This window comes from Janthinobacterium sp. LPB2021202312-11-4, from assembly GCF_037049705.1.
GTDB lineage: Bacteria > Pseudomonadota > Gammaproteobacteria > Pseudomonadales > Pseudomonadaceae > Aquipseudomonas.
The window spans coordinates 76019-89711 of the sequence record NZ_JBAGKV010000008.1 but is presented as its reverse complement, the minus strand read 5'-3'; the positions used below and the strand labels follow the sequence as shown (position 1 = coordinate 89711).

Annotated in this window: 13 protein-coding genes; 7 read left to right on the top strand and 6 right to left on the bottom strand. The window is 61.0% G+C overall.

Features of this window, described 5'->3' with window-relative positions; genetic code table 11:
* The first annotated feature begins 54 nt into the window (after window positions 1-54).
* From V5E99_RS11090 to V5E99_RS11070, 5 genes are all read left to right on the top strand, one after another.
* Window positions 55-1212 (top strand): D-alanyl-D-alanine carboxypeptidase family protein, encoded by a 1158-nt coding sequence (locus V5E99_RS11090; RefSeq protein ID WP_499802499.1) that lies wholly within the window; start codon window positions 55-57, stop codon window positions 1210-1212.
* An 86-nt stretch (window positions 1213-1298) separates the two neighbouring features.
* Entirely contained in the window at window positions 1299-1574 is a 276-nt protein-coding gene (locus V5E99_RS11085) for a DUF493 domain-containing protein (RefSeq protein WP_054052426.1), read from the top strand.
* A complete protein-coding gene (lipB, locus tag V5E99_RS11080) occupies window positions 1574-2221 on the top strand; it encodes a lipoyl(octanoyl) transferase LipB (RefSeq protein WP_499802498.1) in 648 nt (215 codons plus the stop codon). Before V5E99_RS11085 ends, lipB begins: the two co-directional genes overlap by 1 nt.
* Before the next feature lies 1 nt (window position 2222).
* Window positions 2223-3248, top strand: coding sequence for a lipoyl synthase (lipA, locus tag V5E99_RS11075; RefSeq protein ID WP_123509883.1), 1026 nt, complete (start codon window positions 2223-2225; stop codon window positions 3246-3248).
* 174 nt (window positions 3249-3422) lie between these two features.
* Window positions 3423-4370 (top strand): S66 peptidase family protein, encoded by a 948-nt coding sequence (locus tag V5E99_RS11070; RefSeq protein WP_499802497.1) that lies wholly within the window; start codon window positions 3423-3425, stop codon window positions 4368-4370.
* Window positions 4371-4463: 93 nt separating this feature from the next.
* Here V5E99_RS11070 and V5E99_RS11065 read toward each other — a convergent pair whose 3' ends face one another.
* From V5E99_RS11065 to leuS, 5 genes are all read right to left on the bottom strand, one after another.
* Window positions 4464-5786 (bottom strand): lytic murein transglycosylase, encoded by a 1323-nt coding sequence (locus V5E99_RS11065; RefSeq protein ID WP_499802496.1) that lies wholly within the window; start codon window positions 5784-5786, stop codon window positions 4464-4466.
* 61 nt (window positions 5787-5847) lie between these two features.
* Complete coding sequence (gene arfA, locus V5E99_RS11060) at window positions 5848-6012, bottom strand: alternative ribosome rescue factor ArfA (protein ID WP_283189191.1); 165 nt, start codon at window positions 6010-6012, stop codon at window positions 5848-5850.
* Between the two features lie 196 nt (window positions 6013-6208).
* Window positions 6209-7246, bottom strand: coding sequence for a DNA polymerase III subunit delta (holA, locus tag V5E99_RS11055; RefSeq protein ID WP_499802495.1), 1038 nt, complete (start codon window positions 7244-7246; stop codon window positions 6209-6211).
* 39 nt (window positions 7247-7285) lie between these two features.
* The gene (locus V5E99_RS11050; protein WP_499802494.1) at window positions 7286-7891 is read right to left on the bottom strand and encodes an LPS-assembly lipoprotein LptE; all 606 of its coding nucleotides are present in this window, start codon (window positions 7889-7891) and stop codon (window positions 7286-7288) included.
* A gap of 88 nt (window positions 7892-7979) precedes the next feature.
* Entirely contained in the window at window positions 7980-10586 is a 2607-nt protein-coding gene (gene leuS / locus V5E99_RS11045) for a leucine--tRNA ligase (RefSeq protein ID WP_499802493.1), read from the bottom strand.
* Between the two features lie 281 nt (window positions 10587-10867).
* Between leuS and V5E99_RS11040 the strand changes: the two genes are divergently transcribed.
* Both V5E99_RS11040 and V5E99_RS11035 read left to right on the top strand, forming a co-directional pair.
* Window positions 10868-11188 carry a hypothetical protein gene (locus V5E99_RS11040; RefSeq protein WP_499802492.1) on the top strand — a complete coding sequence of 107 codons (321 nt, stop codon included), beginning with the start codon at window positions 10868-10870 and terminating at the stop codon, window positions 11186-11188.
* Between the two features lie 106 nt (window positions 11189-11294).
* Entirely contained in the window at window positions 11295-12056 is a 762-nt protein-coding gene (locus V5E99_RS11035) for a YdcF family protein (protein WP_499802491.1), read from the top strand.
* 109 nt (window positions 12057-12165) lie between these two features.
* Here the strand turns inward: V5E99_RS11035 and lnt are convergent, their stop codons facing one another.
* The gene (gene lnt / locus V5E99_RS11030) at window positions 12166-13689 is read right to left on the bottom strand and encodes an apolipoprotein N-acyltransferase (RefSeq protein WP_499802490.1); all 1524 of its coding nucleotides are present in this window, start codon (window positions 13687-13689) and stop codon (window positions 12166-12168) included.
* Window positions 13690-13693 lie beyond the last annotated feature (4 nt).

The window sequence follows — 13693 nt, the reverse complement described above, 5'->3', positions numbered from 1 at the left end:
TCATCTGATTAGTTTTGCCCTTGGGCAGTTTCCATTAGCGATTTCGAGAGACGGATGAACATCACCACCTTTGCCAAACGCCTGTGCCTGTTAGTCCCGCTGCTCCTCTCGCCAGCCGCCTTCGCGGTCGAGATGATGCCTTCGCCACCACAACTGGCCGCCAAAGCCTATGTGCTCATGGATGCCAGCAGCGGCAACGTGCTGGTCGAGAACAACGGTGACCAGCGTCTGCCGCCGGCCAGCCTGACCAAGCTGATGACCGCGTACATCGCGACCCTGGAAATCCGTCGCGGCCAGATCGGCGAGAACGATCCGGTGACCGTCAGCGAAAACGCCTGGCGCACCGGCGGTTCGCGGATGTTCATCAAGGTCGGCTCGCAGGTGACTGTCAGCGACCTGCTGCACGGCATCATCATTCAGTCGGGTAACGACGCCAGTGTTGCGCTCTCCGAGCACATCGCCGGTAGCGAAGACGCGTTCGCCGACATGATGAACAAGACGGCCGGCGACCTGGGCATGACCAACAGCCACTTCATGAACCCGACCGGCCTGCCGAACCCTGAGCACTACTCGTCGGCTCACGACATGTCGTTGCTGGCTCGCGCAATCATCCACGAAGACCCGGCTCACTATGCGATCTACTCGCAGAAAGAGTTCTTCTGGAACGGCATCAAGCAGCCTAACCGCAACCTGCTGCTGTGGCGCGACAAGACCGTCGATGGTCTGAAAACCGGTCACACCGACGAAGCCGGCTACTGCATGGTGTCTTCGGCTGTACGTGATGGCATGCGTCTGATCGCCGTGGTGTTCGGCACCAACAGCGAAGTGGCTCGCGCCTCCGAAACGCAAAAACTGCTGACTTACGGTTTCCGTTTCTTCGAAACCCAGACCTTCTATCAGAAAGGCGCCGAGCTGGCTCAGGCCCCTGTCTGGAAAGGCACCACCAATCAAGTCAAGGCCGGCCTGGCTGAAGACCTGACCATGACCCTGCCAAAAGGCCAGCTGAAAAAGCTCGCCGCCAGCATGACCATGAACCCGCACCTGGTTGCACCTATCGCCAAGGGCGACGTGATCGGTAAAGTCGAAGTGAAACTGGACGACAAGGTGGTGCACAGCGCTGACCTGATCGCTCTGGACGCGGTCGAGGAGGGTGGTATCTTCCGCCGCATGTGGGATAGCATCCGTCTATTCTTCTACGGCATGTTCAACTGAATTAGTGTGGACCAGCATGGCCCCGTTCCCATCCGGAGCGGGGCCATGTTCGTTGCCACGGCTTACGCTTACGAGGCCGTTACGCCATGACAGACACCGAAGTAAAGGCGCCAAAGATCGAATTCCCGGCCAATGACTACCCGATTAAAGTGATCGGCGACACCATTGTGGATATCAAGCAGAAGATCATCGATATCGTTAAGAAACACGCGACGATCAACGATGAGAAAGTGGACGAGCGCCAGAGCAGCAACGGCAAGTACACCACCATCCAGTTGCACATCATCGCCACCGGTCAGGATCAGCTGTACGACATCAACAGCGAATTGCGGGCTACCGGTTTCGTGCACATGGTGCTGTGATGTCTGGCACGCTGGGCTTTCGTGAGCTCGGCCAGATGGCTTATGAGCCGGTCTGGCATGCCATGCAACGCTTCACCAATGAACGCGGCAGTGATGCCGCGGACGAGATCTGGCTGGTCGAGCACCCTCCGGTGTTCACCCAGGGCCAGGCCGGCAAGGCCGAACACCTGTTGCTGCCGGGGGATATTCCGGTGGTGCAGGTCGATCGCGGTGGGCAGGTGACCTACCACGGTCCCGGCCAATTGGTGGCTTATCTGTTGCTGGACGTTCGCAAGCTGGGTTTCGGCGTGCGTGACCTGGTCACCCGCATGGAACACTGCCTGATCGAGTTGCTGGCCAGCTATGGCGTCAGCGCCGCAGCCAAGCCGGATGCGCCGGGTGTCTACGTCGACGGGGCGAAAATCGCGTCCCTGGGGCTGCGAATCCGCCACGGTTGTTCCTTTCATGGCCTGGCCCTGAACGTGGACATGAACCTGGAACCGTTTCGACGGATTAATCCCTGCGGCTACGCCGGGCTGGCGATGACCCAGCTGAGCGATCACGCAGGATCGATTGAATTTGCCGAGGTAAGTGCCCGGCTGCGCGCGCAGCTCGTCAAACACCTCGACTATGCTGAGCAGACGACCCTTACGGGCGGAATCGACTGATATGACTACTGATGCAGTGCAAACCATGATCCCGACGCTGGATGTTACCGAGCGCCCGGCCCCGCGTGCCAAGGTTGAAGCCGGCGTCAAGCTGCGCGGCGCCGAGAAGGTTGCACGCATCCCGGTAAAGATCATTCCGACCACCGAACTGCCGAAGAAACCCGACTGGATTCGCGTGCGCATCCCGGTGTCCCCGGAAGTCGACCGTATCAAGGCGCTGTTGCGCAAACACAAGCTGCACAGCGTCTGCGAAGAAGCCTCCTGCCCGAACCTGGGCGAGTGCTTCTCCGGCGGCACCGCGACCTTCATGATCATGGGCGACATCTGCACCCGTCGCTGCCCGTTCTGCGACGTCGGTCACGGTCGTCCGAAGCCACTGGACACCAATGAGCCGGAAAGCCTGGCCATCGCCATCGCTGACCTGAAACTCAAGTACGTGGTGATCACTTCGGTGGATCGCGACGACTTGCGTGACGGCGGTGCCCAGCACTTTGCCGACTGCATCCGCGAGATCCGCAAGCTGTCGCCGAACGTGCAGCTCGAAACCCTGGTCCCGGATTACCGTGGCCGCATGGACGTGGCGCTGGAAATCACCGCCGCCGAGCCGCCGGATGTGTTCAACCACAACCTGGAAACCGTGCCGCGCCTGTACAAGGCTGCGCGTCCGGGTTCGGATTACCAGTGGTCGTTGACCCTGCTGCAACGCTTCAAGCAGATGATGCCGCACATTCCGACCAAGTCCGGCTTGATGCTGGGCCTGGGCGAAACCGACGAAGAAGTCATCGAAGTCATGAAGCGCATGCGCGAACACGACATCGACATGCTGACCCTCGGCCAGTACCTGCAACCGTCCCGCAGCCACTTGCCGGTCCAGCGTTTCGTCCACCCGGACGTGTTCGCCTGGTTCGCTGAAGAAGGCTACAAGATGGGCTTCAAAAACGTGGCTTCCGGCCCGTTGGTACGTTCCTCGTATCACGCCGACGAGCAAGCGAAGCTGGTTAAAGCCGAGCTTATTGCCTCGTTGTGATTGGCGGCTGAACCCTGAAAAGCGCCCGCACGGCTCCGGCCCTGCGGGCGTTTTTTTGCCTCGCCTGCAACCATGATGGTTTTTTCCTGCAATGCGCGGCGTGACTGACCCTCTTCTGTTTATGCCCGTTCCTGACTACTGTGTGCTGAAGTTTTCACCCAGGGAGATTCATGGATGACTGTTCGACCGACCCACACTCTTTTTCCACATGCTCCTGTGCCGGCCTTGCCGTCGCAAGGGATGATTGGCGTAATTGCGCCCGCTGGCCCGGCATCGCTGGATACCGACAAGGCTGTGCAATGGATGCGCGCCCGGGGTTATTCGCTGCGGGTGTTTCCCGGCGTCTACGAGCAGGACGGCTATCTGGCCGGCAGCGATGAGGTTCGGCTCAATGATCTGCACGCAGCCTTCGCTGACACGGAGGTGGACGCGATCATCTGCCTGCGCGGCGGCTACGGCACGCCGCGTTTGCTCGATCGCCTCGACTTCGACTTGATACGCCGCAACGCCAAGCCCTTTATCGGCTACAGCGACATCACGGCATTGCACTTGGCGATCAGCCGTTATGCCGGCTTCGTGACCTTTCATGGGCCGTTGCTCAACGCCGATCTGCTGGGTGACAAGCAGAAGCCCACCGAGTCGTCATTCTTCAACCTGCTGCGCGGCCAAGTGAAGGCCGGCAGTGTGCTGGCGCACCCGGTGGCCTACCCGTTGACCACGATTGAGCCTGGCATCGCGCACGGGCGCTTGCTGGGGGGCAACTTGTCGATGATTGCCGCCACCATGGGCACGCCTTATGAAATCGAGGCCGAGGGCGTCATTCTGTTTATCGAGGACATCAACGAGCCGCTGTATCGCATCGACCGACTGCTGACCCATCTGCGCCTGGCCGGTACGCTGGGCAAGCTTCGCGGTGTTCTGGTGGGGGATGTGGCGGGGGTGGACGCCGTTGCGCTGGCGCGGCTGCTCAAGCAGACCTTCGAACCGTTGCGGATTCCGGTGTTGGCCGGGTGGCGCAGTGGGCATTGCGATCCGAATTTAACGTTGCCCATGGGGGCGTTGGTCAAACTGGATGCGGGGAACAAGGTGTTGGTGTTGGAGCAGGATGTCGTCATCAAATAACTGGGTGATGCGAAAAAGATCGCAGCCTTCGGCAGCTCCTACGGGTGTACACAAAACCCTGTAGGAGCTGCCGAAGGCTGCGATCTTTTGCTTTTAGCGGCTACGCAACCCTTCCAGCAACTTGTGCGTCGGATACCCGTCCGCTGGCCAGCCAAACGACTGCTGGGCCGTGCGAATGGCTTTGCGGGTATTGGCACCGATGATGCCGTCGGCAGTGCCTGCGTCGTAGTTCTGCGCGCTCAGCAGGTTCTGCAACTCGATGCGCTCGCTGCGACTGAGCGGCAAATCATCTTTCGGCCAGGTGCCGCTGATCAGGCCACCGCCGTTGAAACGCTCCGACAACAAGCTCACGGCCAAGGCGTAGGACGATGAGTTGTTGTACTTGAGGATCGCGCGGAAGTTGTCGAGGACCAGGAAGGCCGGACCGCGATAACCCGCAGGCAGCAGCAGGGCGGCCGACAGGTGTTCGGCACCTGCTGGAACCTGGGCACCATTGGGCAGCGAAACGCCCAGTTGCTGCCATTCGGCGACGCTCTTGCGAATCGTGCCATCGGCCAGCACGTAGTTGAAACTTCCCGGCAACTGCACTTCGAAGCCCCACGGCTGGCCTTTCTGCCAGCCGGAGCTTTGCAGGTAGTGCGCGGTCGAGGCCAGGGCATCCGCCGGGCTGCCCCAGATGTCGCGGCGACCGTCGCCATCGAAATCCACGGCGTGCGTGTTGTAGGTGGTCGGGATGAACTGGGTCTGGCCCATGGCGCCGGCCCAGGAACCGAGCATTTTCTCCGGTGTGATGTCGCCCTGTTGCAGGATCTGCAGGGCGGCGATCAATTGCGCATGGGCAAAACCAGGGCGACGACCTTCATAGGCCAGGGTCGCCAGTGAGTTGATCACCGACTTGCTGCCCTGGAACTGGCCGAAGTTACTCTCCATGCCCCACACCGCCACCAGCGCTTGCCGGTCGACGCCGTAGCGCTGCTCGATGCTTTGCAGGATGTCGGCGTACTGGCTGACCAACGCCTGACCTTTGCGGACCCGCAGCGGCGACAGCGCACCGTCGAGGTATTCCCACACCGGGCGGGAGAATTCCGGCTGGCTGCGGTCGGCGCGGATCACGCTGTCGTCGAAGCTGACATTGGAGAACGCACGGTCGAACAGGTCGGCGCGAATACCGGCGGCCAGGGCGTCCTTGCGGAAACCGGCCTGCCATTCAGCGAAGGTCTGGGTTGGCTGCAGATCGAGGTTTTCACCGGTCGGCACCACGGGCGGTATGACCGCAGGCGCAGTTGCGACGGGGAGGGTTTGAAGCGGTTGGGCGTCGGCGGCGGTCGGTTTTTCCGCGCAGGCGACAAGCAATATGAGGCTGGAGGCAGCAATCAATTGGCGAAGGTGCCAACGACGGGAAAGACGAAGGGGCATGCACAGGTCCAGGAAATACGAATCAGGTGCAGACCTTAACATGGAGAAGGGGGGCTGCGCTTTAAGCGGCCAGAAAGTAAGAAGCCTCCCAGCTATTAGACTGGAAGGCTTCGCGGCGGTAGCTGCCTTTGCCCTTGCCTGCGGGTTCCTGACGGCTGCGGAACAGTGGCTGGGCGATGATGGATTTGGCCTTGTTGGGGCCACGTTTAGATGGCTTTTTGCTCATGATCGGTTCTCTCGGATGAGTGGGTTTTGCGGGGGAAATAATCTGCCGAAGTTTGGGTTCTGTCTATAGGGCCGATGGATGTGAATTGTGTAGGAAACAAGATCAAGAGATCGCAGCCTTCGGCAGCTCCTACAGGTATACGCGATCCCATGTAGGAGCTGCCGAAGGCTGCGATCTTTTGATCTTGCTTTGGCCCCTACTCGGCAGGCAATGACAATCTCTGCCCAGCCATCAACAACGACAACCGACTCAAACTCATCCACGGCGAACCCGCTGCCTGGCCTTTGATCTGCGCATCGATACGCTGGGCTTCCAGCAACAACTGCGCCCAGCGTTGCGCCGAGTAGCGTTGCAGGGCCTTGCTCATCAACGGTTTGCGCTTGTCCCAGACCGGCGGTCGGGCCGAGCTGAAGGCTTTGTCCAGCGGCACGCCCTGGCTGTATTGCAGCGCAAGGCTGGCCAGCAGACGCAACTCACGGGCCAGGGCCCAGAGAATCACCGGTGGTTCGACGCCTTCGCCGCGCAAGCCTTCCAGCATGCGCAGGGCGTGGGCGGCTTCGCCGTTGAGAATCGCATCGGTCAGGCCAAACACGTCAAAGCGCGCACTGTCGGCCACGGCGGCTTGCACGGTTTCGACGGTAATCTGGCCGCTTTCGGCCATCAGTTTGAGCTTTTCGATTTCCTGGGCGGCGGCCAGCAAGTTGCCCTCGACCCGCGCGGCGATCAGCTCGACGGCGTCCTGGGTGGCAGACAGCCCGGCCTGGGACAGCCGTTGACGAATCCAGCTCGGCAACTGGTTGGCATCCACCGGCCAGATCTGCACGAACTGAGTCTGCTGGCCTTCTACCAGCGCCTTGCCCCACTTGGTCTTCTGGGCTGCGCCATCGAGCTTGGGCAGGCTGATAAGCAAGATCGTGTCTTCGGCCGGGCGCGCACAGTATTCGATGAACGCGGCGGCGCCTTTGTCCCCGGGTTTGCCTGACGGCAGACGCAGTTCCAACAGACGTTTTTCAGCGAACAGCGACATGCTGGCGCCGGCCTGCAACAACGTGCCCCAGTCGAAACTGGCGTCGGCGGCAAACACTTGGCGTTCGTCGAAACCTTGCTGACGGGCAGCGGCGCGGATGGCGTCGGCGGCTTCCTGGCACAGCAGTGGGTCATCGCCACTGATGATATAGACCGGCGCGAGGGCACCTTGCAGGTGTTTAGCGAGTTGTGCGGGGGCGAGTTTCATAAGAAAGGGCGAACGGGGCGCCTGAGCGCCCCGTAAGTCTTATTGCTGCGGGATTTCGACGGGCGACTGGCGCGGGGTTTCCGCTTCAGCCTTTTGCGCGGCTTGCAGCGCGTCGGCTTCAGCCTTGGCACGGGCGGTCGCGGTCGCTTGCAGTTGATCCAGCTGGGCCGGAGTGATCTGTTGCAGACGCAAGATCATGCGCTGAACCAGTTCGCGACGGGTTTCGACGCGAGCCGTGGACGCTTCCTGATCGGAACCCACCAGGTTGTTGCCGTCGTGGATGAAGATTTTCTGCACTTCGAGCTTGTCGCTCATCAGAGACAGATCGTGCTCACCACGGATGTCGTAGTTCAGCACGGTGGTCACCTGGTACTCACCGGTACGACCGGCGCCGGCGTAGCTGAGGATGCGCTGGCTTTCCTGCTCATCGGTCAGGATCAGCTTGTACGGTGCGCCGGTGTAAACCTTGACGCCGCTGCTCGACAGCACCTGACGCAGTTGCGTCACGGTTTCGCCGTAGGCGTTACGGGCGCTCACGTCGAGTTCCTTGATCGCCAGTTCAGTGTTGCCAGTGCCGCGCAGCTGGAAACCGCAGGCGCTCAACAGGACCGCGAGGCCCATCACCAGCAGATTGCGTTTGATCATCTTGTTGCTCCCCTTGAAACCATGTGGGCCGACCGTGCGGCCCGAAAGGTTTTACGTGGCGCCAGGCTCACCTGGCGCCTGATCCAATTTAGCTGGCGACGATATTGACCAGTTTCCCGGGCACTACGATCACTTTACGAATAGTCAGGCCATCGACAAAGCGCAGCACGTTTTCGTTCGCCCGTGCGGCGGCTTCGACTTCTTCGCGGGTGGCGCTGGCCGGCATTTCAATCTGGCCGCGCAGTTTGCCATTCACCTGGATGACCAACTGAAGGCTGTCCTGCACCAGCGCGCTTTCATCCAGCACCGGCCAGCCTGCGTCGATCACCGGGTCGGCGTGACCCAGTTGATTCCACAGTTCATGGCTGATGTGCGGAGTAATCGGTGCCAGCAGCAGGGTGACGGCTTCCAGGCCTTCGTGAACCAGTGCGCGATCCTGTGCGGTGCCTTGCGGGGCTTTTTCCAGCACGTTCATCAGCGTCATCACCTGGGCGATGGCGGTGTTGAATTTGTGGTTCTGGCCGACGTCGTGGCTGGCCTGCTTGATCGCCTGGTGGATCGAGCGGCGAATGGCTTTCTGCCCGTCGTTCAGGTTCGCAATGTCCAGTTTGCCCGGCAGGCCCTGGGTCACATGGGCTTGGGCCAGACGCCAGACGCGCTTGAGGAAGCGGTGCGAGCCTTCCACGCCGGAGTCGGACCATTCCGCGCTCATGTCCGGTGGCGAGGCGAACATCATGAACAGGCGGCAGGTATCCGCGCCGAACTGGTCAATCATCGACTGCGGGTCGACGCCATTGTTCTTGGACTTGGCCATCTTCTCGGTGCCGCCGATTTCCACCGGCAGGCCGTCGGCGATCAGCTTGGCGCTGATGACCTTGGCCTTGCTGTCACGTACCAGTTCCACGTCCGCCGGGTTGAACCAGGTGTAGGCGCCGTTGGCTTCGCGGCGATAGTAAGTCTCGGCGATCACCATGCCTTGAGTCAGCAGGTTCTTGAACGGCTCGTTGGAGCTCACCAGGCCTTCGTCGCGCATCAGCTTGTGGAAGAAGCGTGCGTACAGCAGGTGAAGAATCGCGTGTTCGATACCGCCGATGTATTGATCAACCGGCAACCAATGGTCGGCTGCGGATTTTTCCACCAGGCCGCCTTCATAGTGCGGCGAGGCGTAGCGGGCGTAGTACCACGAGGACTCGACGAAGGTGTCCATGGTGTCGGTTTCACGCTTGGCAGGCTGGCCGCATTTCGGGCAAGCGCACTCGTAGAACTCGGGCATACGCGCCAGTGGCGAACCGGCGCCATCCGGCACCACGTCTTCCGGCAGTACGACCGGCAATTGATCTTCCGGGACCGGCACATCACCGCAGGTATCGCAGTGGATGATCGGGATCGGGCAGCCCCAGTAGCGCTGGCGGCTGATGCCCCAGTCGCGCAGGCGGAACTGGGTGCGCGAGGCACCGAGGTTTTTCTTGATCAGCGCGACTTCCATGGCGTCGAAGGCGCCCTCGAAATCGAGGCCGTCGAAATCGCCGGAATTGATCAGCGTGCCGTGCTCGCCGTAGGCGTCTTGCCATGGCGACGGGTTGGTGTCGCCGGCGCTGGTGCGCACCACGGATTTGATCGGCAGGCTGTACTTGGTGGCGAATTCGAAATCACGTTCGTCGTGAGCCGGTACCGCCATCACGGCGCCGTCGCCGTAATGCATCAGCACATAGTTGGCGACCCACACCGGGAGTTTCTCACCGGTCAGCGGGTGCTCGACGAACAGCGAGGTCGGCAGGCCTTTTTTCTCTTGAGTGGCGACGTCGGCTTCGGCGACGCTGCCGCCCTTGCATTCAGCGATGAACGCTTGCAGCTCAGGGTTGTTCTGCGCGGCCAGGGACGCCAATGGGTGCTCGGCGGCGACGGCAACGTAGGTCGCGCCCATCAGGGTGTCTGGACGGGTGGTGAAGACTTTCAGTACGCCGCTTTCGCCGATCGAATCGACGTTGTACGGAAACTGCACTTCCATGCCACGGGACTTGCCGATCCAGTTGCGCTGCATGGTCTTGACCTGTTCAGGCCAGCCCGGCAGATCGTCGAGGCTCGACAGCAGCTCATCGGCGTAAGCAGTGATCTTGAAGTAGTACATCGGGATTTCGCGCTTTTCGATCAGCGCGCCGGAACGCCAGCCGCGACCGTCGATCACCTGTTCGTTGGCCAGCACGGTCTGGTCGACCGGGTCCCAGTTCACTGTGCCGTTTTTGCGGTAGATCACGCCTTTTTCGAACAGGCGAGTGAACAGCCATTGTTCCCAGCGGTAGTAATCCGGCTTGCAGGTGGTCACTTCACGGGACCAGTCCACCGCCAGGCCCAGGCTGCGCAGCTGGGTTTTCATGTAGGCGATGTTTTCGTAGGTCCACTTGGCGGGCGCTACGTTGTTCTTCATCGCGGCGTTTTCCGCCGGCATGCCGAAGGCGTCCCAACCCATGGGTTGCAGGACGTTCTTGCCTTGCATGCGCTGATAGCGGGAGATCACGTCGCCGATGGTGTAGTTGCGCACGTGCCCCATGTGTAGCTTGCCGCTGGGGTAAGGGAACATCGACAGGCAGTAGAACGTCTCCTTGCCTGGCTGTTCACTGACTTCAAAGGACTTTTGCTCGTCCCAGAACGACTGGGCGGCGGCTTCGATTTCACGGGGCTGATATTGTTCGTGCATGGCTACTTTTGAACTGAATAGGGGTGGCCTAATCCTCTTCAATGCAACGCCGGACGGTGATCACGCCAAATCGGCGTTTCGGTGTCCAGGCGAGCTGGAAGTGGAGTTACAGGAAGCGCCGTAGCATACATGACCGCACTCTATCGAGGGAAACCCTGATTACAGGCGCAAGGTGCGTCAAAACCTGCCGCGAGGGCCGTTGGTCGCAGGGTTCAGCCGGTTTGTTGATGGAAGCTAAGCTCCTAATTGGGGAGTAGGTCTTATCTTCAATGAGGTGAGGGATGGTTGAGTCACAACGTAAACGTATAAAGCCGGAGCTGTATGAACGATTGATCGATCGTCTGGGAATGGCCCTGGACGCGGCGAAAACCGCTGGTCGGTTGCGTGACGAACGTCCGCTGGAGCTGGAATTGCGTGGCCTGAGCCCCGCAGAATTTGCACTGGTCAAGGCGTATCTGGATCGCAGCGAACGTGAAACACACGGATGCCTGTCTGAAGCAGTGAAGCAACTCGATGCACCACGTTCGGCCAAGATCATCTGGCTCAAGGACAAGGCACCTGGCAGGGACGCGGCAAAGGTCCGGTCTCTGCAATTCAAGTAAGGGCACTTGAAGCCATGACACATGGTTTTTTAAAGCGTAGTCCTTCCGCATTAGTTGTCGCATTGCGTCAACCCACTTAGGCTTCGGGCATCTCTGGAGATGCTCGATGCCTTTTCGTTATTTCGTGAAACAACTTCTGTTGCCGCCCGGCATTCTTTTGCTGCTGCTGGCGCTTGCCTGGTGGTTGCGCCGCACCCGGCCGCGACTGGCCGGGCTGTGCTTTGTCCTGGGCTTTGGCGGTTTCTGGCTGATGAGTTTGCCAGTGGTGGTGCAATGGAGCGCCAAGGCGTTGGAGCGGGAACCGGCGCTGGCGCTGGATGAATGGGCAACCCTGGGACAACGTGCGGATGCAATCGTGGTGCTGGGCTCCGGGCGCGAACGGGGCGATTCGGCTTGGGGCGCGGATCAGCCGACAGGCGTGGGTCTGGAGCGTCAGCGCTATGCGGCGCGGCTGGCCAAGGCCTCCGGCCTGCCTATCCTGACCAGTGGCGGATTGCATTACGGGACGCCGCCCACCGAAGCCAGGTTGATGGCCGATTCGTTGCTCGATGATTTTGGCGTGACCGTGCGCTGGCAGGAAGGTCGCAGCCGCACGACCTGGGAGAATGCGCAGTTCAGTGCCGAGGTGCTGCTGCCGGAAGGGGTCAAGCGCGTGGTCGTGGTGACGCAGGCCTGGCACATGCCACGGGCGGTCTGGAGTTTCAGGCAGGCCGGTTTTGAAGTCGTGCCGGCGCCCGTTGGGTTTCTGGGCGTGGACAACGCTCGGCCGTTGGGTGGCTGGATGCCGGAGTTCAAGTCGATCTGGCAGAGCGGGCAGTTGTTGAATGAGGCGGTGGGGCAGGTAGGGTATTCGGTGTTTTATCGTTGAGGGTTAAAAGATCGCAGCCTCGTTTCACTCGACAGCTCCTACAGAGCACGCAACCCCCTGTAGGAGCTGTCGAGTGAAACGAGGCTGCGATCTTTTGCAGGCGCCGCGATTAAACGGTTTTCGCCATCCGGCTGGCGATCAACGCCCAGCCAAACAACAACAGACACACAATGATCAACGGCCACGAGCGCCATTGCAGGTACGGCGTCAGGTTGTGCATCGGCACCACGTCGCCATACAGAATCCCGCGTTCGAACTGCGGAATCTGCGCGGTGATCTGCCCGAACGGGTTGATCAAACCGGTGACGCCGTTGTTGGTGGCGCGGATCATCCAGCGGCCGGCCTCCAGCGCGCGCATCTGCGCCATCTGCAAATGTTGCAGCGGGCCGATGGAAGTACCGAACCAGGTGTCGTTGCTGATGGTCAGCAGCAGGTCGCTCTGGGCCGACAGGCTGGCGGCGAACTCCGGGTAGACCACTTCGTAGCAAATGAACGGCGCGATCTGATAACCCTTGGCTTGCAACATGGCCTGATCGGCCGGGCCACGGGCGAAGTCCGACATTGGCAGGTCGAAGAAGGCGATCAGCCCGCGCAGCAAATCCTGCAACGGTACGTATTCGCCGAACGGCACCAGTTTCTGCTTGAGGTAGGTGCCGTCGCCTTCGCCAACCACGGTGATGCCATTGAAGTAGCGTTTCTCGTGACGGACTTCCTGGCGAATCGGCACGCCGGTAATCAGCGCGGTCTTACGCTCTGCGGCGAAGTTTCCCATCATGCTCAGGTAGCCCTCGGCGGACTCCTTGAGCACCGGCACCGCCGTTTCCGGCCAGATCAGCAGGTCGACCCGTTTGGAGCTGAAGCTCATATCACGGTACAGGGCCAACTGCGCGTTGAGCTGCGCCGGGTCCCATTTCATGCTTTGTGCGATGTTGCCCTGAATCGCCGCGACGCTCAGTGCCGGGCCGGCCGGGCTGGTCCAAGCGTGTTCCTTGAGCGCGATGCCGGCCACCCACGGCCCGGCCAACAGCACCACGCCAGCGGCGATAAAGCCTTTGCGACCGGTGCGAATCAGCCGTGGAGCGTTCCAGATCAGCGCCGCCGTCAGGGCCAGCACGAACGAGACCAGCCACATTCCGCCCACCGGCGCGAGCCCTGCCAACGGGCCGTTGAGCTGGCTGTAACCGGAATAGAGCCACGGGAAACCGGTGAGGAACCAGCCGCGAAACGCTTCCTGGCCGACCCACAACGCGGCAAACGCCAAGGCATCGGCCAATGGCGCCTCGTTCCGGCGCAACCAGCGGGCCCAGATCCAGGCCGGCAGGGCGAAGAACCAGGCAATCGCCGCAGTGAAGATCAGCATCAGGAAACCGGCCAGCAACACCGAAGCACCGCCGAAGTGGTGGATGCTGTAGTAGATCCAGCTGGTGCCGGCGCCAAACAGGCCGAAACCGAAACACCAGCCACGGCCCAAGGCTTGGCGCGGGCTCAGTTCACGCAACCCGGCATAGAAGCAACCGACCGCCAGCAAGGCCAGCGGCCAGATATCGTACGGCGCCAACGCCAGGGTGGTGATTGCACCGGCCACCACGGCCAGCAGGTTACCGGGCCAGCCGGGGCGGGTCAGACGATGCATTTCA

Excerpts from the sequence above, each read along its gene's own strand:
- lipB (WP_499802498.1), top strand. The coding sequence starts at position 1,574 with ATGTCTGGCACGCTGGGCTTTCGTGAGCTCGGCCAGATGGCTTATGAG.
- leuS (WP_499802493.1), bottom strand. The coding sequence starts at position 10,586 with ATGCACGAACAATATCAGCCCCGTGAAATCGAAGCCGCCGCCCAGTCG.
- holA (WP_499802495.1), bottom strand. The coding sequence starts at position 7,246 with ATGAAACTCGCCCCCGCACAACTCGCTAAACACCTGCAAGGTGCCCTC.
- V5E99_RS11040 (WP_499802492.1), top strand. The coding sequence starts at position 10,868 with ATGGTTGAGTCACAACGTAAACGTATAAAGCCGGAGCTGTATGAACGA.
- V5E99_RS11090 (WP_499802499.1), top strand. The coding sequence starts at position 55 with ATGAACATCACCACCTTTGCCAAACGCCTGTGCCTGTTAGTCCCGCTG.
- V5E99_RS11050 (WP_499802494.1), bottom strand. The coding sequence starts at position 7,891 with ATGATCAAACGCAATCTGCTGGTGATGGGCCTCGCGGTCCTGTTGAGC.
- V5E99_RS11070 (WP_499802497.1), top strand. The coding sequence starts at position 3,423 with ATGACTGTTCGACCGACCCACACTCTTTTTCCACATGCTCCTGTGCCG.
- arfA (WP_283189191.1), bottom strand. The coding sequence starts at position 6,012 with ATGAGCAAAAAGCCATCTAAACGTGGCCCCAACAAGGCCAAATCCATC.
- lnt (WP_499802490.1), bottom strand. The coding sequence starts at position 13,689 with ATGCATCGTCTGACCCGCCCCGGCTGGCCCGGTAACCTGCTGGCCGTG.
- V5E99_RS11085 (WP_054052426.1), top strand. The coding sequence starts at position 1,299 with ATGACAGACACCGAAGTAAAGGCGCCAAAGATCGAATTCCCGGCCAAT.
- lipA (WP_123509883.1), top strand. The coding sequence starts at position 2,223 with ATGACTACTGATGCAGTGCAAACCATGATCCCGACGCTGGATGTTACC.
- V5E99_RS11065 (WP_499802496.1), bottom strand. The coding sequence starts at position 5,786 with ATGCCCCTTCGTCTTTCCCGTCGTTGGCACCTTCGCCAATTGATTGCT.
- V5E99_RS11035 (WP_499802491.1), top strand. The coding sequence starts at position 11,295 with ATGCCTTTTCGTTATTTCGTGAAACAACTTCTGTTGCCGCCCGGCATT.